The organism is Priestia sp. FW507-14D1A (genome assembly GCF_058781295.1).
On sequence record NZ_JBYSWQ010000002.1, the window covers coordinates 962,650 to 981,449 of the forward strand.

Here is an 18,800-nt window from a genome sequence, read left to right on the forward strand (position 1 = left end):
AGCTCATAATGAGCTGCCTGTTTTTATTAATAATTTACTCTTCATTTAACGAATTCATAAAGCGACTGAATGCAAACTGTCCTTCAGCAGTTTGTTTAAACACACCTGCATGTTCTAAAATAGTCGCAAATACTAAACCAAGCTCTTGTTGGAGAATCTCGTGAACATTTTTCTCTTCAATATGCGGATACTTTTTCTTGATGTGCTCAGCCCACTCCACGTGTTTTTTTAAGTGGTCATGCCTGCTGGCTAACTCGCTCAGGTTATTCTGAACTAACCCTTTGGCAACTAGACTCATTTCGTCTTTTAAACGACCAGGTAAAACTGCAAGCCCCATTACTTCAATTAAACCTATATTTTCTTTTTTTATATGATGAACTTCTGCATGCGGATGATAAATGCCATCTGGATGTTTGCTGTTTGTTCGATTGTTTCGCAGTACTAAATCTAATTCGTACAAATCTCCTCTTTTCCTAGCAATAGGTGTGACTGTATTGTGAGGAGTTTGATCTGTAAAAGCTAAAATACCAGCGCTTTGATCACTATATGATTTCCATTTCTTCAAAATAAAATCTGCTGCTTCCACTAATGGTGCAAGGTGCGGACTTTGAAGACGAACGACCGACATCGGCCAATGAACAATTCCGGCTTTCACTTCTGCATGCGATTTGAGAGAGAACAATTTATTCATTTTTGCTTTAGCCATAGGGAACTCATGATAGCCGCCTTGAAAGTGGTCATGAGTTAAAATAGATCCTCCTACGATGGGTAGATCTGCATTTGATCCTAAAAAATAATGTGGAAATTGTTCAACGAAGGCAAGCAGCCGCTTAAACGTTTGCTTTGAAATATGCATGGGTGTATGTTCACTCGCAAAAATAATGGCATGTTCATTATAATAAACATAAGGTGAAAACTGCATGTACCACAGCTCTTCTTGCAATTCCACAGGAATAATCCGATGATTTTGACGAGCTGGGTGGTTAATACGACCTGCATAACCAGCATTTTCTTTACAGAGAAGACACAGTGGATAGTTGCTTTCCTTCAATGATTTGCTTGCTGCAATTGCTTTTGGATCTTTTTCCGGCTTAGACAAATTAATCGTAATTTCAAGCTCTCCAAAATCAGTGTTTGTTACCCATCTTTCGTTTTTAGCAATTCGATCTTGGCGAATGTAGTGAATGTCTTTTGACAGCTTATAATAGTAGCTTGTGGCTTTTTGAGGACTTTGTTGATAATAATCATAAAATAGTCGATTAACCTCTGACGGCATGCTTGCAAAGCATCCCATTATTTTGGTATCGAATAAATCTCTATACGTGATAGAATTCTCGGCAATTCGATTGTTTTTAGCAGCCCAATCAAGCATGTTGTCTAAAATAGCAGCTGGATGTTCCAGACGTTCTTGTTTGACTTCTACCATGATGTATTCATCGAGCTTTAACACTTCCAGCAGTTTATTTCTCACCACATCTATATCCCATTTTGTTAATAGATTCTTTTGCAGACCATATTGAATAAGTCGGGTGATTTCTTCATGAATGTTGACTGACATACACTCGTTCCTTTCTCTATCTGTTTTTTCTTATACTGCTTCTAATGTGAGTTCGCGCGCTCCTTCTCCAACGGTAACCACGTAAAATTCAGCTTCTAAACTTGTTTTCTTATAGTAGGCTTCTTTTACTTCCTCAATAAACCTATCAACCTGTGCTTTTTTTACGATGCTGATTGTACAGCCCCCAAAGCCTGCACCTGTCATGCGTGATCCAATCACGCCTTCTTGCAACCAAGCTGCTTCTACAAGAGCATCTAGTTCTTTCCCGCTTACTTCATAGTCATCTCTCAGCGAACGGTGCGACTCATTCATCAATTGACCAAACCCTTTTAAATCACCGTTTTGCAATTTAGCAACCGCTTCTTTTGTGCGTTCATTTTCATATACCGCATGTTTAGCGCGCTTACAATCTACTTCGTTTTGTATCAAAGATTTATGCTTTTCAAATTGTTCTTTGGTTAAATCACCAAGCGAATTAATGGAAAGTGACGTTTGTAAATCTGACAGCGCTCTTTCACACTCCATACGGCGCTCATTATATTTTGAATCTGCCAGCCCTCTTCGCTTATTTGTGTTAGAAATAACGAGCACAGCATCTGTTAACTGCAGCGGGCTATACTGGTATTCAAGAGTTTGACAGTTTAACAATACGGCTTGATTTTCTTTTCCCATTCCAATTGCAAACTGATCCATAATCCCGCAGCTTACGCCGATAAATTCATTTTCAGCTTGCTGCGCCATTTTTACAAGGTCCATCATATCGATATTCAATTCAAGAATTTTATTTAAAAGTACGCATGTGACTAACTCAATTGATGCCGATGATGAAAGCCCTGCTCCATTAGGAATGTTGCCGAAAAACAAGATATCAAAACCAAAAGGAAGGTCATATCCGTGCTTTTTAAAGGTATCCATTACTCCTTTTGGATAATTAGCCCAATCATCTTCGATTTTGTACGTTAATTGCTCTAAAGAGGATTCAATAACGCCTGCTTCAGAGAAGTTTTTAGAGTACATACGTATTTTTCGATCGTGACGTTTTTGTACTACCGCATACGTTCCTATACTCAATGAACAAGGAAAAACATGCCCTCCATTATAATCAGTATGTTCTCCAATTAAATTGACACGTCCTGGCGCAAAAAAGCAGCGAATAGCTTCTGACGAATGAAATATTTGTTTGAACTCTTCGATTAATTTTCCCAGCATTTATTATCACCTATTTTAAGTAGTTTTTTGGAAACGGATTCATATGTACATTGTAAAGTCCAATTTTCCTTGCCTCAATGGTAAAATTACTATCGATAATCGGTACTTTTTTGCTTATCCCTTTAAAAATGATTCTTTTGAATTGACGATGAACTACTCTTGCGCCAAAAAGGGGTTATCTTTATGTGAGCCTTGACTTGCAAATTATAAGAAAGTAATAGATTTAGAGACATTCCCTAAAAATAATCACGATATTTTCAAAAAATTATAGAAAAATGAAAGCGATTACGTTAAAGTAAGAATTAAGTACTACTTTATTTCAAAAAGAAGGTGAAAATTTGCTCTCACATTTCCAAGCTCAAGAATATTCAACGTACGCATACAGGTTTTTAGAATCCCGCACAAATGAAGTTGCGCAGCTATGGTCTGTTGGGTGGGATGAAGTTTTCTCTCCCCTTTATAACTGGAGCGGAAATCAGCGAAAAGACGTAGGGAAATATATTTTTCAATACACGGTTTCTGGGTACGGGATGATTGAAATAGATGGACAAGAATATAAAGTGGATGCTGGGAAAGCATTCATCGTCAATATACCTGGAAATTATCGCTATTACTTACCAAAGGAAAGTGAAAACTGGGAGTTTATTTTTCTTACATTATACGGAGATGAAGTACAAAAATGCTGGGATTATATTCAGTCAAACCACTCCCCTGTAATTAGATTTCATCCTGAATCAGCACCTGTTCAGCTGCTTGCTCAAATATATAAACGGGCAAGTGAAAAACATATAGCAGACCCATTTCATGCCTCAAGCTTATCTTACCGCTTTGTAATGGAGCTGTACCAATATATTAAAAGCATGGACAGTTTTACAGAAGATTGGCCTGAAAGTATTATTAGCTCTATTTTATTTGCCCGTAATCATTATCATGAAGAAATCGGTCCGGATGAAATGGCAGATGCAGCTCATTTATCTCGCTATCATTTTAGCCGGTTATTCAAACAAACGACTGGGATTACGCCGATTCAATATTTAACGAAGCTTCGCATTCAAAAAGCGGCCGAGCTATTGCATCAAACCAAGTACTCAATCGAAGAAATTGCTGAAAACGTCGGCTATGCAAATGCCAATTATTTAACAAAAGTATTTCGCAAAACGACCAATATGACACCCGGGCAGTATCGAAAAAGTGATGCATCCATTGATGAGCACTTTGCATTGCCAAAATAAAAACGACTTCCATAAAAGGAAGTCGTTTTTATTTTTTATCGGGAATTTCTACTACCACAGAACCTTTTTCGTAAATAAAAGTCAATTTTTTACCGGGGATAATCATATTTTCTAAAATATCTCGTGCAGCTTGAAGTGCAAACTCTGTCCGTTCTGCCTTTTCCTGCACTTCTTCATTTTCAGCTTGAAGATCATTTTTATCCAGCGCTCTTATTTTAGTTAATGCCTGATCTATAAAATCGTATGCTTCGTCATATATAAGCTCTATACGGTCCTTCATGTGCTCATTCATGCTCCTTTGCCCATTTTGTATTATCATAAATGAATTAGATATATTCTACAACCTAAAACTGAATAAGTTTTTACGCTTAGCTTTCACGTATTTTCTTTTATTTATTTTAAAAGGTGAACTGCTTTTGATAGCAAAAAAAGACCATTCAATTTATCATGAATGGTCTTTTTAGAAAACTTATACGCTGACAACAAACTCATCATCTTTTACATCAACTGTCACTTGACTATAATCTTCAATTTGCCCTGCAATTAATTCTCGGGCAATTTTTGTTTCAATATATTTTTGAATAAACCTTTTTAAAGGGCGAGCTCCGTATACCGGATCAAACCCGGAGGCTGCAATATAATTTTTTGCTTCCTCTGTTAACGTTAACGAAATATGACGATCGAATAAACGCTTTTCAAGCTGAAGCAATAGCTTATCAATAATCCCTTTTACTTCATGAACAGTCAGCGGTTTGAATAAAATCGTGTCGTCTACTCGATTTAAGAATTCTGGACGAAAATGCTGTCTTAATTGAGCCATCACTTGCTCTCTGGCTTTTTCAGTAATCTCGCCTTCACTTGTTAAACCGTCTAATAAAAATTGAGAACCGATATTCGACGTCATAATAATAACTGTATTTTTAAAATCAATGACTTTTCCTTTTGAATCTGTTGCTCTTCCATCATCTAGTATTTGAAGGAGCACATTAAATACTTCGGGATGGGCTTTTTCAATTTCATCTAACAGAACGACTGAGTAAGGCTTGCGTCTTACCGCTTCCGTTAGCTGCCCGCCTTCTTCGTATCCTACGTAGCCAGGAGGCGCTCCTATAAGCCTAGAGACCGCATGCTTTTCCATGTACTCAGACATATCAATACGAACCATTTGTTCTTCACTGTCAAATAAAGAATGTGCCAACGTTTTGGCTAGCTCCGTTTTCCCTACTCCGGTAGGTCCTAGGAAAATAAATGATCCAATCGGACGGTTCGGGTCTTTAATGCCTGCCCGTGCGCGAATCACAGCATCCGTCACTAAGGATACGGCTTCGTCTTGTCCAATCACACGCTGCTGTAAAATTGACTCAAGCTTCAACAGCTTTTCTCTTTCTCCTTCAACTAGTTTTGATACCGGAATTCCCGTCCATCTTCCTACAATTTCAGCAATTTCTTCTTCTGTTACTTCTTCTCTTAACAAACGGTTTTCTTGTGCTTTTTCAGCTGCTGTTTCTTCCAGCTGTTTTAGTTCTTTTTCAAGAGCTGGAATGCGTCCGTGGCGAAGTTCAGCTGCTTTATTTAAATCATATTTCCCTTCAGCTTCTTCTAGGTCTCGCTTCGCTTTTTCAAGCTGCTCCCGGACATCTTGCACCGTTTGAATCGACTGTTTTTCTTTTTCCCACTGCAGCTTCATTGTATCTGCACGCTCTTTTAAATCAGAGACTTCTTTTCGAATTGCCTCTAACCTTGTGATGCTTGCTTGATCTGTTTCTTTACTTAATGCCGCTTCTTCAATTTCAAGCTGCATGACACGTCGTGTTACTTCATCTAATTCTGAGGGCATCGAATCAATTTCTGTTCGAATGGTTGCGCATGCTTCATCAATTAAATCAATTGCTTTATCAGGTAAAAAGCGGTCTGAGATATAACGATCAGACATAACCGCTGCTGAAACAATCGCTCGGTCATGAATGTTTACACCGTGATGAATTTCAAATCGTTCTTTTAAACCACGCAAAATAGAGATTGTATCTTCTACTGAAGGTTCTTCAACCAGCACCTGTTGAAAGCGTCTCTCAAGCGCTGGATCTTTTTCAATATACTGACGGTACTCATCAAGAGTTGTAGCTCCTATACAGTGAAGTTCTCCTCTAGCAAGCATTGGTTTTAAAATATTCCCTGCATCCATCGCTCCATCCGTACGGCCTGCTCCAACGATTGTATGAAGCTCGTCAATGAATAAAAGAATTTGACCGTTGCTTTTCTTAACTTCTTGAAGAACAGCTTTTAAACGCTCTTCAAATTCTCCCCTGAATTTCGCTCCTGCTACTAAAGCTCCCATATCTAATGAAAAGATGGTTTTATCTTTTAATCCTTCAGGCACATCTCGGCGAACAATACGCTGTGCTAGACCTTCAACAATCGCTGTTTTACCAACGCCAGGTTCTCCTATCAAAACTGGATTGTTTTTTGTTTTTCGCGATAAAATGCGGATAACGCGGCGAATTTCTCCGTCTCGTCCAATGACTGGATCAATGTTCCCTGCTCGTACTTCTGCTACTAAGTCCCTTCCATATTTAGCTAACGCTTCATATGTGACTTCCGGATTTTGACTTGTAATTCGCTGATTTCCTCGAAGGCTGGTAAGCACATCTTGCAGAGCTTTTTTTGTTATACCGTGACTTGAAAATAACTTTCCATATTCACTAGAAGACGGTTCCTGTGCTAACGCTAAAAAGATGTGCTCAACTGAAACATAATCATCTTGCAGACGAGATGCTTCTTCTTGAGCTTTAACAAACAGCTGCTGAAGTTTATTTGTAATATAAACCTTCCCTGCTTCAGCACCGCTTCCTGTAACGGCTGGTTTTTTCGCAAGCAATTGATTTACCTGCTGCTGAAAAGATTGATTATCGATATGTAAATGATCTAATATGCGAGGAGCAATACCATCTTGCTGATGGATGAGCGTATAAAGCAAATGAGCAATATCCACTTCCTGCTGATTTCGTTTAATAGCTTCGGACTGCGCTTCCATCAAGCCTTCTTGCAATTTTTGAGTCATTTTATTTATATCCATTGAACATCCTCCTTCGATACATTTGACCTTTATTGACCTTTATTTCATTATACCCAGCAATAGGAAAACAAGTAAAGCCATTCAATTTAGAATGGCTTCTTTATTTTTTACTATTTAAGGCTTGCGCATGTACGTCCAGTGGCGATCATCGTTGGCCGTCTCTGGAAAACGCTCTCCTGCTTTTAATTTAACCTTTTGAGGATTATTTACGTTGCTTCCTGTTTCACCAATTTCAATATAAACTCCGTTATTAGGAGCTTTTTGACCCGGTGTGAAATGACGATTTTGTCCCATTGTCCTGCCTCCTCATTCCTGAAATGAAATGTTCTCCTATACTATTCCCTTAAGATTTCTGTTTCATAATGGAGATGTTTTCATATTAGGAAGAGAAAAAGAGCAGACCTTCAGATCTGCCCTTTTATATTAATGAGTAAATTTGATAGCTTGTTCGATTTCAGTTTCTCCAGCTAGCATTTCAAACGTTTTTCCTATCGTAGCTTCTTCGTTTAGACATTCTACAAGCACGGTTGCTACATCTGCTCGGGGAATTGTCTGAGATTTATCTTCAATATCATTATTGATGTCAATTTTCCCAGTAGCTTGATCATTCGATAAAGTTCCTGGTCGTACAATTGTATACTGTAGATTAGACTGCTTTAAGTATTCATCCGCTATCGCCTTTGCACGAAGGTAAAGCTGTAAGCCTTCTGGTCCTTGTTCAGGTGCGTCTGTTCCCATTGAACTTAACATAACAAAGCGCTTTACACCTTGATTTTTTGCTTCATCAATGATATTTTTAGCACCGTTTTGATCCACAGCGATTGTTTTTTCGTCTCCCGTATTTCCTCCAGAACCTGCTGCAAATATGACAGCGTCCATACCTCTTAAAGCATCTGAAACATCTTGCTCCAAGTCACCAAGCACAACGTTGGCACCCAGCTTCTTTAACGCGTCTGCTTGTTTTTCGTCGCGAATCATCGCATAAGCTTGATGCTGCTTGCTGTTTGCAACTTTTTCTACCACTTGTTTTCCCGTTGTTCCGTTTGCTCCAACAACTAATACTTTCATCATAAATCACCTTTCGTTCTGTTTAGTATACAATTGGTGTTCCCTCAATTAATTCCCTTTAAACAAAAAAAACCCTTCTGATATTCTCAGAAAGGGTTTTTCTCTTAAGATAAAATGGCTTGCAGCAAAGCTTTTTGTATATGCATACGATTTCCAGCCTGCTGAAAGACAACAGAATTTGGTCCGTCAATAATGCTTGCTGTTACTTCTTCTTCACGATGCGCAGGCAAACAGTGCAGAAATAAATAGTCTGACTTAGCATAGGCAGCTAGTTCTGCATTTACTTGATAAGGAGCAAATATTTTCAAACGCTGCTGTGCTTCTTCTTCCTGTCCCATACTTGTCCATACGTCTGCATAAATAGCATCGGCATTTTTCACAGCTTCTACAGGATCTTTTGTAATCGTAACTTTAGCGCCCGTTGTAGCAGCTATTTCATGAACATAAGCTGTGACAAAGTCTTTTGGCTCATATCCATCAGGGCATCCAATTGAAATATCTATTCCCATTTTTGCACAGGCAATCATTAACGAATGCGCTACATTATTTCCGTCTCCAACATAAGCTACTTTTAGCCCTTCAAATGATTTCTTGTGCTCGTAAATCGTTAATAAATCAGCTAGAGCCTGACAAGGATGATAATCATCTGTCAAACCATTAATAACGGGAATGGATGCGTAATCTGCAAGCTCTTCGATCTTGCTGTGTTCAAACGTACGAATCATTATAGCATCGATGAATTCAGATAGTACGCGTGCTGTATCAGCAATCGTTTCTCCGCGTCCAATCTGTAAATCCTGGCTGCTTAAAAAGAGGGCGTTTCCTCCAAGCTGCATCATTCCCGCTTCAAATGAGACTCTTGTTCTTGTTGAAGATTTTTCAAAAATGAGCCCCAGCGTTTTTCCTTTTAACGATGTTACGATTTCACCATTTTTATGCTTTTCTTTCAGCTCAATGGCGCTTTCCAAAAGTGACATAATATCGTCTGATGATAAATCTTTAAGTGTAAGCAAATCTTTTCCTTTTAAATTCGTATTTACCGATACTGTACTCATGATACTGTCACTTCCTTTTTAGTTTTTTGAAACCATTCTTGCAGTGATGAAACGTGATATTCATCGACTTGGAACGATTGGAAAAATAGCGAAGCCGTTTCTGCCTCCGTCATAACCATTAAACCGTGTTTTAATGCTGACATACGGCTTTCTTTATCTTCGGGCTGTAAACTTACATATAATAAAGCTTCTTTCGTTTTCACCCATTCACTAACTTCTTTATCTTTAACAAGAGTTAATCCCGCGCTTTGCGCAAGTTCTTCAAGGCCCTGCGCTTCTCCGTTGATATACACTTCTGCAGCACCTTTTTTACTTAACACATACTGATGGAATACTTTCTTTGCTGCTTCTTCAATCGTTGAAGAAATCGCAATTCCTTCACCAGTTGACTTCATTTCCGGTCCAACAAGTGGATCAACTCCTGATAATTTACTTGTCGAAAACACTGGAAACTTGATAGTTGTATAAGCTGGATCCGGCAATAAACCTAGCTTTTCACTAATTTCCGACAATGATTTCCCAAGCAATATTTGAGTTGATAGCGAAACAAGCGGCGTGTTGCACACTTTGCTTACTACAGGAACTGTACGGCTGGCACGCGGATTAACTTCCAGCATGTAGACTTCATCGTTGTAAATAACATATTGGATATTCATAATCCCTTTATATTGAAGTTTGTTTACAATTTTTTGAGCGTAGCTTACCATTTTTTCTTTATGTGCTGCTTCTACTGTTTTAGCTGGTAAAAGCGCATAACTGTCTCCTGAATGAACGCCGGCTTTTTCAATATGTTCAACGATTGTCGGAATCAACACATCTTTTCCGTCTGCTACCACATCAACTTCTGTTTCTTTTCCAGGGAAGTAAGCATCAATAAGCATTGGGAAATGAGACGCTTTAATAGCCGGTAAACAAGCCTGAAGCTCCGTTTCGTTTTGAATTGTCAGCATTCCTTTTCCGCCAATCACGTAAGAAGGACGAATGAGTAATGGGAATCCCATATCTTTTGCTTTTTGTACAAGTTCTTTCGCGTCTTTCGCCATTTCACCTGGAATATGAGGAATATCGCAGTCGTCTAAGAGCTTATAAAACAGGTCACGATCTTCAAGTGCATCAATGACATCATTTGTAATACCTAATAAATTAACACCAGCTTCTTCTAGACCTTTAACGAGCGAAATAGCCGTTTGACCTCCGTATTGAACAATTACATCCGTCACATTTTCAGCATCAAGAACATTTAATACGTCTTCTACTGTTACAGGTTCGAAATATAAGCGATCTGCTACTTCAAAATCCGTACTTACCGTTTCTGGATTATTGTTAATTAAAATCGTTTCGTATCCTTCTTTTTCAAGAGCTAGCACACCGTGTACAGAGCTATAGTCGAACTCTACTCCTTGCCCGATACGAATAGGTCCAGAACCAATAATCGCAACTTTTTTATTCGTTGATGGTTCAATCTCACTTTCCCCGTAGTAACTAGAGTAGAAATAAGCCGTTGAAGATTCAAATTCCGCTGCACATGTATCCACCATTTTATAGCTTGGCGTAATATGTAGTGCTTTACGTTTCGCTCTTACGTCAAGTTCTGGCACATTCCATACGTTTGCTAGATACGCATCTGTAAAACCATGCTCCTTCACTTGTTTAAAGTGTTCAGCTGTAATCGAATCAAAACGTACTTCTTTTAAAGAGGCTTCCATTTTAATCAGCTGTGCAAAGTGTGTTAAATAGAAATAATCAATTTGTGTTACTTCATGGATATACTCAGGCGTTGTGCCGCGGCGTAAAAGCTCAAGGATAACAAAAATACGCTCATCGCTTTGTTCGCCCAGCTTGCTTTTTAATTCATCTGTTGAAAGTTCTTGCAGTTCTTCTACTTCTAATCCTTGTAAGTCAATTTCTAAAGAAGATAATGCCTTTTGGAAGCTACGTGTAAAGTTACGGTCAATAGCCATTACTTCTCCAGTTGCTTTCATTTGGGTGCCAAGCGTTCTTTCAGCGTAGAAAAACTTGTCAAACGGCCACCTTGGAAATTTCACTACTACATAGTCAAGAGCAGGTTCAAAGCTTGCATATGTGTCTCCTGTCACAGGATTTAATAACTCATGAAGCGTGTAGCCTACCGATAGCTTTGCAGCAATTTTAGCAATCGGATAGCCAGTTGCTTTTGATGCAAGAGCAGACGAACGGCTCACACGCGGATTTACTTCAATTAAATAGTACTGCTTGCTTTTTGGATCAAGCGCAAACTGAATGTTGCACCCCCCAATAATGCCAAGCGATGAAATAATTTTAACTGAAGCAGAGCGAAGCATTTGATATTCCACGTCTGTTAGTGTCTGAGAAGGAGCAACGACCACCGAATCTCCAGTATGGACGCCTACGGGATCGATGTTCTCCATATTACAAATTGTGATGCACGTATTGTTTACGTCACGCATCACCTCATACTCAACTTCTTTAAATCCAGCAATGCTTTTTTCAATTAAGCACTGAGTAATAGCACTTTCACGCAAACCTGACGCTGAAAGCTTTTCAAGCTCTTCCATAGAATGAGCAATTCCTCCGCCCGTTCCGCCTAACGTATAAGCAGGACGTACAATAACAGGAAAACCAATTTTCTTGGCAAAAGCTAACGCTTCTTCTACTTTTGTGACAACTTCACTTTCCGGCACCGGTTCATTCAGTTCATTCATCAATGCACGGAACTCTTCACGGCTTTCACCTTTTTTGATTGATTCAATCGGTGTTCCTAAAAGTTTCACATCGTATTTTGGCAAAATGTTTTGTTCATGAAGCTCAAGGGCTAAGTTTAAACCCGTCTGTCCGCCTAATGTGGCTAACAAACCATCGGGCTTTTCTTTTGCAATAATTTTCTCTACGCAGTCTACTGTTAATGGTTCAAAATAGATTCGATCTGCTACGTGAGTGTCCGTCATAATTGTAGCTGGATTATTATTGATTAAGATAACTTCATAACCTTCTTCTTTTAATGACAAGCACGCCTGAGTTCCTGAATAATCAAATTCTGCTGCTTGCCCGATTACGATTGGTCCTGATCCGATTACTAAAATCTTTTTTAACGTTTGGTCTTTAGGCATATACTTTTCCGCTCCCTACTTGCTGTACTTTCGTCATAAATTCATCAAAGATATACGTGCTGTCACTTGGTCCAGGGTGTGCTTCTGGATGATATTGAACCGACATAACAGGAAGGTCTTTATGCATTAAACCTTCAACCGATCCGTCATTCACATTTTTAAATCGAACGTTTAATGGCGTAGACGTAATCGTCTGTTCGTCTACGACATAGCTGTGATTTTGAGAAGTCATACACACTTTGTTAGTCGTTAAATCAATTACAGGCTGATTAGCTCCTCGGTGACCGAACGCCAGCTTTTTGGTTTGCGCCCCAAAAGCGAGCCCAATTAACTGATGTCCAAAGCAAATTCCCAAAGTTGGATACGATGAAATAATTTCTTTTAATTCATCCAGCTGACTGCTCACTTGAGTTGGATCTCCAGGTCCGTTTGATAAGACAATGCCATCCGGCTGCAGTTCTTTTACTTTTGAAGAGGTTGTAGAATAAGGAACAACTGTTACTTTGCACTCTCGATTTAACAGCTCTTGTAAAATTGATTTTTTATACCCAAAGTCCATTAATACAACGTGTTTTTCACCATTTCCGTAAGTAACAGGCTCTTTTGTTGATACTTCTTTTACTACATATCCATCGCATTCAGCAGTAAATGCTGGCGATTCAGCAGATGTCGAAAAGGCAGATTGCATCGTACCTTCTTTTCGAATTCGTTTTACGACCGCTCTCGTATCCACATGTGTAATAAGCGGAATGTTCCATTTCTTTAAATATTGTTTAAAGCTGTACATCGCTTCGTAATGGAACCCTTCATCTGAACATTCGTATACGACAACGCCTGCTACGTGAGGCTTTTTGCTTTCATAATCTTTTTCATTGATACCATAGTTCCCAATCAAAGGGTACGTAAAGACGATAATTTGATCTTTGTAAGATGGATCAGTCACAACTTCTTGATAACCAGTCATTCCAGTAAAGAAAACAATTTCTCCTTCTGCCTGGTGCGTTGCTGTATGTTCAATGTGTCCGGCGAACGAATCGCCGTTTGCTAAGTGTAAATATCCGTTCATTGTGCATCCCTCTTCGAATAATTATTTATAAAACAGAATTTTTATACAAACATATTCAAAAAAATTTGTATTATGAAGTAATTTTTGTTTGGCTAAACGCTTCTTCAATGATATGAATCGCTTGGTCCAACTCTTTTTTTGTTACAGTTAAAGGAGGCAGCAATCGTACCACATGCGGTCCCGCTCCCAGTGCTAGCAATCCTTTTTCACGCATAGCTGCAAGCAATGCTGACTGATGTTCTCCGCATTCAATTCCAATCATAAAACCTTTTCCACGAACATCGGTTACAAATGAATAATCTGCTAAGCTATTTTTCAAAGCATTGGTAAAATAAAGGCTTTTTTCTGTAACCTCTGCCAAAAATGCTTCATTAAAAATAATGTTTAAGGTTGCTTTGGCTGAAGCTAGTGCAATTGGGTTTCCTCCAAAGGTTGTTCCGTGAGTACCAGGTCCAAATGCTTCTTTGAGATATCCTTTTCCAATCATCGCACCAACCGGCATTCCGCTTCCTAATCCTTTAGCTGCTGTAATAATATCTGGTGAAACGTTAAAATGCTGATAAGCAAATGGTTTTCCTGTTCTGCCGATTCCAGTCTGCACTTCATCGACTATAAACAGTGCTTCGTGCTTTTTACACAGCTCTTGAATGGTTAATAAAAATGCTTCGGTTCCTGGAACCACTCCGCCTTCTCCTTGAATGACTTCAACCATAATTGCTGCTACGCTGTCGTCCATTTCTTGTTTTAATGCTTCTTCATCATTGTATGGCACGTAAACAAACTCATTAACAAGAGGACCGAAGCCATCATGAATTTTTGCCTGCCCTGTAGCTGTCATTGTAGCAAATGTACGTCCATGAAATGATTTTGTAAACGTAATAATTTTGTGTTTTTGTGTGTACTTACGCGCTAATTTAATCGCCGCTTCGTTGGCTTCTGCACCGCTGTTACAGAAAAATACTGCATCACCGTTTGAGTGTTCCACAAGCTTACCTGCTACGTCTTCTTGAATCGATTGATGAAATAAATTTGACACATGCCACACTTTATTTAACTGCTCTTCGACCGCTTTTTGAACATCAGGATGACGATGACCTACGTTACAAACAGCGATACCTGAAATAAAATCTAAATACTCATTTCCTTTGTTATCTATTAATTTTGTTCCTTGCGCCTCTTCCACATGGATATCAAACCGTTGATATGTTGGAAACAATGAACTCATCGCTATCTTCTCCACCTTTTCCACTATATTTAATTGCTGTACCAATCAGCTTCCCTTCCTTATCTAAAAATCCATCAGTTCCGCTAATAATATGAACTTCTTCAAGCAAAGGAGATAACGCATTTACCGCTGATGTTACTTTCGGAATCATTCCGCCGTAAATTACTTTTTCTTCAATAAGTGCATCAATCTCTGACTTTGTAAGCTCAGGAAGCAATGCTCCATCCTTTAACACACCTTTTACATCGGTTACAAACATCAGCTTTTCAGCATTTACTGCTTGTGCAACGGCTCCGGCTGCCACGTCAGCATTAATATTATAGCTATTACCTTCTTCATCTGCTCCAATGGAAGAAACAACTGGAATATACTTACTGTCAGTTAGTTGTTTTAATAATGTATCGTTTACGCCTTTTACTTCTCCAACGTAACCTAGACGTTCCACATCAATTGCCTCTGCTTTAAGCAATAATCCATCAATTCCTGATAGTCCTACCGCTTTTAAGTTCGCTTTTTGTAGATCTTTTACAAGCTGCTTATTAACCTTGCCTGCTAATACCATCGTCACAACTTCTAATGCTTCTTTGGACGTTTTTCGAAGCCCATCTACAAATTCCGTTTCAATGTGAAATTTGGTAAGCGTATCTTGAATATCAGGTCCGCCTCCGTGCACAACAATGATCTGATATCCACTCGCTTTTAACTGCTGAATACTTTCAAAAAAAGCGCTTGTTAACTGATTGACAATGCTGCCTCCGCATTTTACAACGACGATTTTTTCATTGCTCATTTCACTCTCTCCTTACGTTCGATAACTGGCGTTGATTTTGACGTAATCGTAAGTCAAATCGCAGCCCCACGCTTTGCCAATTCCATTTCCCTGCTGCAAGTCAACATAGACTTCGACCGTATCATTTTCTAAATAAGCCTTTGCTTCTTCTTCACTAAATGAAACAGGCTGACTGTTTTCTAACATCTGGATATTGCCTAACGAAACATTCACTGTTTCTGGATTAAGCGTTACTCCGCTGTACCCAACTGAACAAATAATTCGTCCCCAATTGGCATCGGCTCCATACATGGCCGTTTTCACTAGGTTCGAGCCCACAATTTGTTTAGCAATCACATTTGCTTCTTCGTTTGTATGAGCCCCAGATACGTTTACTTCAATTAGTTTTGTTGCTCCTTCACCGTCGCGTGCAATTTGTTTGGCTAAATCTTCACACGTCAAGCGCAGTGCTTCATAAAACGAATTCCATTCAGGATGATCTGGTGTAAGCGACTGGTGATCAGCTTTTCCATTTGCTAAAACAACAACCATATCATTCGTCGATGTGTCACCATCCACTGTAATTTGATTAAAGCTTTTATTTGTAATAGAACCTAGCGCATCTTGTAACACTGAAGCTTCAACCTTAGCATCCGTTGTGATAAAGCTAAGCATCGTAGCCATATTTGGGTGAATCATGCCTGATCCTTTCGCTGTGCCTCCAATGGTAACTACTTTGCCGTCAATTTTTGTTTCATAGCAAGCTGACTTCATCACTGTATCTGTTGTTAAAATAGCCGTTTGAAATTCTTCTGCTTTTTCTTTGTTCGACGAAGGACTTAACAACCCAATGCCTTTCACGATTTTTTCCATATCTAGAAGCTCTCCAATTACGCCTGTAGAAGCTACCGCTACATGATGAGGTAGGATATTAAGCTCTTTTGCACATGTATTTCGCATTTGGTATGCATCTTTTAATCCTTGTTCTCCCGTACATGCATTTGCACATGCGCTGTTCACAACGATCGCTTGCAGCTTCTGCTCCACTGCTACACTTTCTTTTGTAACAGCTAAAGGCGCTGCTTGAAAGGCATTAAGCGTGTAAACAGCTGCGCAATTAGCTGGCACATCGCTTACAATAACTCCTAAATCTTTTTTAGCATAACGTAAACCAGCATGAACACCGTCTGCTGAAAAGCCTAGCGGCGTTACAATTGTACCGTTCTCTATTTTCTTTATCTTTTCTTTCGTTTGTTTAACCGTAATCACTATACGTTCCCTCCTGCTTTTATCGTGATTAGTGATGCTGTTGACTTTATGGGAAGACAGGCAGTAGTCCGATACCCGCTTGCTGTTCAAATCCCATCATGATATTGGCATTTTGAATGGCCTGACCGGCTGCCCCTTTTACTAAGTTATCAATGACAGAAACGATCGTGACACGCTTTGTTCGTTCGTCAAATGTAATACCGATATCGCAATAATTTGATGCACTTACTTCTTTAGTAGAAGGAAATTCACCAGCTTTTCGAACGCGAACGAACGGGGAGTTTTGATATGTATCTACATATAGCTGATGGAGCTCTTGTACTGAGCTCTCTTCAGAAAGTTCAGCGTATATTGTACTCATAATCCCTCGCGTCATTGGAACTAAGTGCGTACTGAACGTAACATGGCCAATTTCCTCATCCCACTTTTCTAAAATAGATTCGATTTCTGGGATATGCTGATGTTGATTAACTTTGTATATTTTCATATTTTCATTGATTTCAGCATAATGAGCCATTTGCGAAAGACCGCGCCCTGCTCCTGAGATTCCGGACTTTGCATCAATGATAATAGAGTTTGATTTCACCATTTGTTTACTAACGAGGGGAGCTAGCCCAAGCAGTGTAGCTGTTGGATAACAACCCGGGTTCGCAACGAACGTACTGCTTTCGACTTCGGCTGCAAACCATTCTGATAATCCATACACAGACTGTTGTAAAAATGCTTCGGCTGCAGCAGGCTTTTTGTACCATTTTTCATAAAGTGCTTCTGTTTTTAATCTAAAATCTCCAGATAGATCTACCACTTTTATTCCTTCTTCTATTAATTGAGGTACAAGTTTGCTAGAAACACCGGAAGGAGTTGCTGTAAACACTAAATCTAATTCTTCAGCCATCTTCTTAGGGTTTATATCTTGCAGCGTATATACAGTATTAGAAAGGTGAGGATAAACCTCTGCTAGTTCCATCCCATCCTGAGAGGATGAATAAACTGCATAAACATGAAAATGTGGGTGATTCGCTAACAAACGAATCAGTTCTACTCCTCCATACCCTGTTGCTCCAACAATTCCTACCTTGTATTCTTTCATTTTAAAACTCCTTTTTCCACGTATCTATTTGAATTATTTATCATTATAATACCGTATAAAAATAAAATCAAATGAATATTTAAAAAATCCAACACTTTATTCTATATTTTTAAACATTTTTATTTATTCATAAGTTTTTATTTTTATAACTATCTTTCTATTTTTGTTTAGAAATTGTTCACAGATAGTTTTGGAAAACACTGGTTGTTTTTGTGTATAATAAGAATATCGATAAAATCATCCGTATGAGATTTTTTCATACGGCTAGTGGACGTACAGCATATACAGACTGTTCTAACTTAATAGATTAATAAGTAACAGTCGCAAAAATTTTAATTAAAAGGTGATAACATGATGAACATCACAACGGATTCTTTTTCAAATGAGCTGCAGCAATTTTTTATGAACTTTGATCATAAAATTTCGTTTAAAAAAGGTGACTTTCTCTTTCAAGAAGGTTCACCTTCAACTCATTTATTTTTTATTACGTCAGGGGCCGTGCAAGTAGGTAAAGTGACGCCGGAAGGACGCGAACTGACGCTTCAGCTGGCGAGTTCAGGAGACTTAATCGGGGAAGTCATGCTGTTTTGCGGATCTACTCCCCATATGCTCCAAGCAAAAGCCATTGAACCTTGTACGGCAATCAGTATTCAAAAACGGTTGTTAGAAAACGAACTAGCACAATACCCTGCTCTTTCTATGGAGTACATGAAGTGGATGGGACTCCAAATCAAGCGAATGCAGACAAAGTTTAGAGACTTAATTCTAAATGGAAAAAAAGGTGCTCTCTACTCTACTCTGATCCGCATGTCTAATAGTTTTGGAGTAATGAAGCCAAATGGTATTTTATTAAATGTAACGTTGACAAATCAAGAAATCGCCAATCTATGCGGGACATCTCGAGAAGTGGTCAATCGCATGCTCGCTGATTTGCGAAAAAACGAAGTGATTTCGATGGCAGATGGAAAAATCATCATTCATAAGCTCTCTTTTTTAAAGAAAGAAATAGACTGTGAGGACTGCCCTTTGGAATTGTGCAGAATTGAATAAGAAAAAAAGCCATCGTCGATGGCTTTTTT

General features: G+C 38.8%; 15 protein-coding genes. 2 read left to right on the forward strand and 13 right to left on the reverse strand.

Going from position 1 to position 18,800, the window contains the following annotated elements; translation table 11 throughout:
- Nucleotides 1-34: 34 nt before the first annotated feature.
- Both galT and AC3WJG_RS13260 read right to left on the reverse strand, forming a co-directional pair.
- Nucleotides 35-1,558, reverse strand: coding sequence for a UDP-glucose--hexose-1-phosphate uridylyltransferase (galT, locus tag AC3WJG_RS13255; RefSeq protein ID WP_098333851.1), 1,524 nt, complete (start codon nucleotides 1,556-1,558; stop codon nucleotides 35-37).
- A 30-nt stretch (nucleotides 1,559-1,588) separates the two neighbouring features.
- The gene (locus AC3WJG_RS13260; protein ID WP_028407459.1) at nucleotides 1,589-2,767 is read right to left on the reverse strand and encodes a galactokinase; all 1,179 of its coding nucleotides are present in this window, start codon (nucleotides 2,765-2,767) and stop codon (nucleotides 1,589-1,591) included.
- Nucleotides 2,768-3,105: 338 nt separating this feature from the next.
- Between AC3WJG_RS13260 and AC3WJG_RS13265 the strand changes: the two genes are divergently transcribed.
- A complete protein-coding gene (locus AC3WJG_RS13265) occupies nucleotides 3,106-3,999 on the forward strand; it encodes a helix-turn-helix domain-containing protein (RefSeq protein WP_028407458.1) in 894 nt (297 codons plus the stop codon).
- 28 nt (nucleotides 4,000-4,027) lie between these two features.
- On the opposite strand, the gene AC3WJG_RS13270 is transcribed toward AC3WJG_RS13265, so the two are convergent.
- From AC3WJG_RS13270 to argC, 11 genes are all read right to left on the reverse strand, one after another.
- On the reverse strand, nucleotides 4,028-4,279 hold the full coding sequence (locus AC3WJG_RS13270; protein WP_014461601.1) for a hypothetical protein: 252 nt from the start codon (nucleotides 4,277-4,279) through the stop codon (nucleotides 4,028-4,030).
- A 189-nt stretch (nucleotides 4,280-4,468) separates the two neighbouring features.
- On the reverse strand, nucleotides 4,469-7,072 hold the full coding sequence (clpB, locus tag AC3WJG_RS13275) for an ATP-dependent chaperone ClpB (RefSeq protein WP_337133868.1): 2,604 nt from the start codon (nucleotides 7,070-7,072) through the stop codon (nucleotides 4,469-4,471).
- Nucleotides 7,073-7,186: 114 nt separating this feature from the next.
- A complete protein-coding gene (locus AC3WJG_RS13280; RefSeq protein WP_013055394.1) occupies nucleotides 7,187-7,366 on the reverse strand; it encodes a YjzC family protein in 180 nt (59 codons plus the stop codon).
- A gap of 129 nt (nucleotides 7,367-7,495) precedes the next feature.
- On the reverse strand, nucleotides 7,496-8,140 hold the full coding sequence (locus AC3WJG_RS13285; protein WP_098790832.1) for an SDR family oxidoreductase: 645 nt from the start codon (nucleotides 8,138-8,140) through the stop codon (nucleotides 7,496-7,498).
- Between the two features lie 104 nt (nucleotides 8,141-8,244).
- Nucleotides 8,245-9,195: an ornithine carbamoyltransferase gene (argF, locus tag AC3WJG_RS13290; RefSeq protein WP_337133869.1), complete on the reverse strand. Its 951-nt coding sequence runs from the start codon at nucleotides 9,193-9,195 to the stop codon at nucleotides 8,245-8,247.
- Nucleotides 9,192-12,302 (reverse strand): carbamoyl-phosphate synthase (glutamine-hydrolyzing) large subunit, encoded by a 3,111-nt coding sequence (carB, locus tag AC3WJG_RS13295; RefSeq protein WP_060746432.1) that lies wholly within the window; start codon nucleotides 12,300-12,302, stop codon nucleotides 9,192-9,194. The genes argF and carB overlap by 4 nt, the downstream gene beginning before the upstream one ends.
- Nucleotides 12,295-13,368, reverse strand: coding sequence for a carbamoyl phosphate synthase small subunit (locus AC3WJG_RS13300; protein WP_253352177.1), 1,074 nt, complete (start codon nucleotides 13,366-13,368; stop codon nucleotides 12,295-12,297). The genes carB and AC3WJG_RS13300 overlap by 8 nt, the downstream gene beginning before the upstream one ends.
- Before the next feature lie 70 nt (nucleotides 13,369-13,438).
- Nucleotides 13,439-14,593, reverse strand: coding sequence for an acetylornithine transaminase (gene argD / locus AC3WJG_RS13305; protein WP_098332507.1), 1,155 nt, complete (start codon nucleotides 14,591-14,593; stop codon nucleotides 13,439-13,441).
- Complete coding sequence (argB, locus tag AC3WJG_RS13310; protein WP_337133870.1) at nucleotides 14,559-15,383, reverse strand: acetylglutamate kinase; 825 nt, start codon at nucleotides 15,381-15,383, stop codon at nucleotides 14,559-14,561. Before argB ends, argD begins: the two co-directional genes overlap by 35 nt.
- A gap of 12 nt (nucleotides 15,384-15,395) precedes the next feature.
- Nucleotides 15,396-16,628 (reverse strand): bifunctional ornithine acetyltransferase/N-acetylglutamate synthase, encoded by a 1,233-nt coding sequence (argJ, locus tag AC3WJG_RS13315; protein ID WP_371264481.1) that lies wholly within the window; start codon nucleotides 16,626-16,628, stop codon nucleotides 15,396-15,398.
- A 49-nt stretch (nucleotides 16,629-16,677) separates the two neighbouring features.
- Entirely contained in the window at nucleotides 16,678-17,721 is a 1,044-nt protein-coding gene (argC, locus tag AC3WJG_RS13320) for an N-acetyl-gamma-glutamyl-phosphate reductase (RefSeq protein ID WP_098332510.1), read from the reverse strand.
- Nucleotides 17,722-18,072: 351 nt separating this feature from the next.
- Between argC and AC3WJG_RS13325 the strand changes: the two genes are divergently transcribed.
- Entirely contained in the window at nucleotides 18,073-18,771 is a 699-nt protein-coding gene (locus AC3WJG_RS13325; RefSeq protein WP_337133872.1) for a Crp/Fnr family transcriptional regulator, read from the forward strand.
- Nucleotides 18,772-18,800 lie beyond the last annotated feature (29 nt).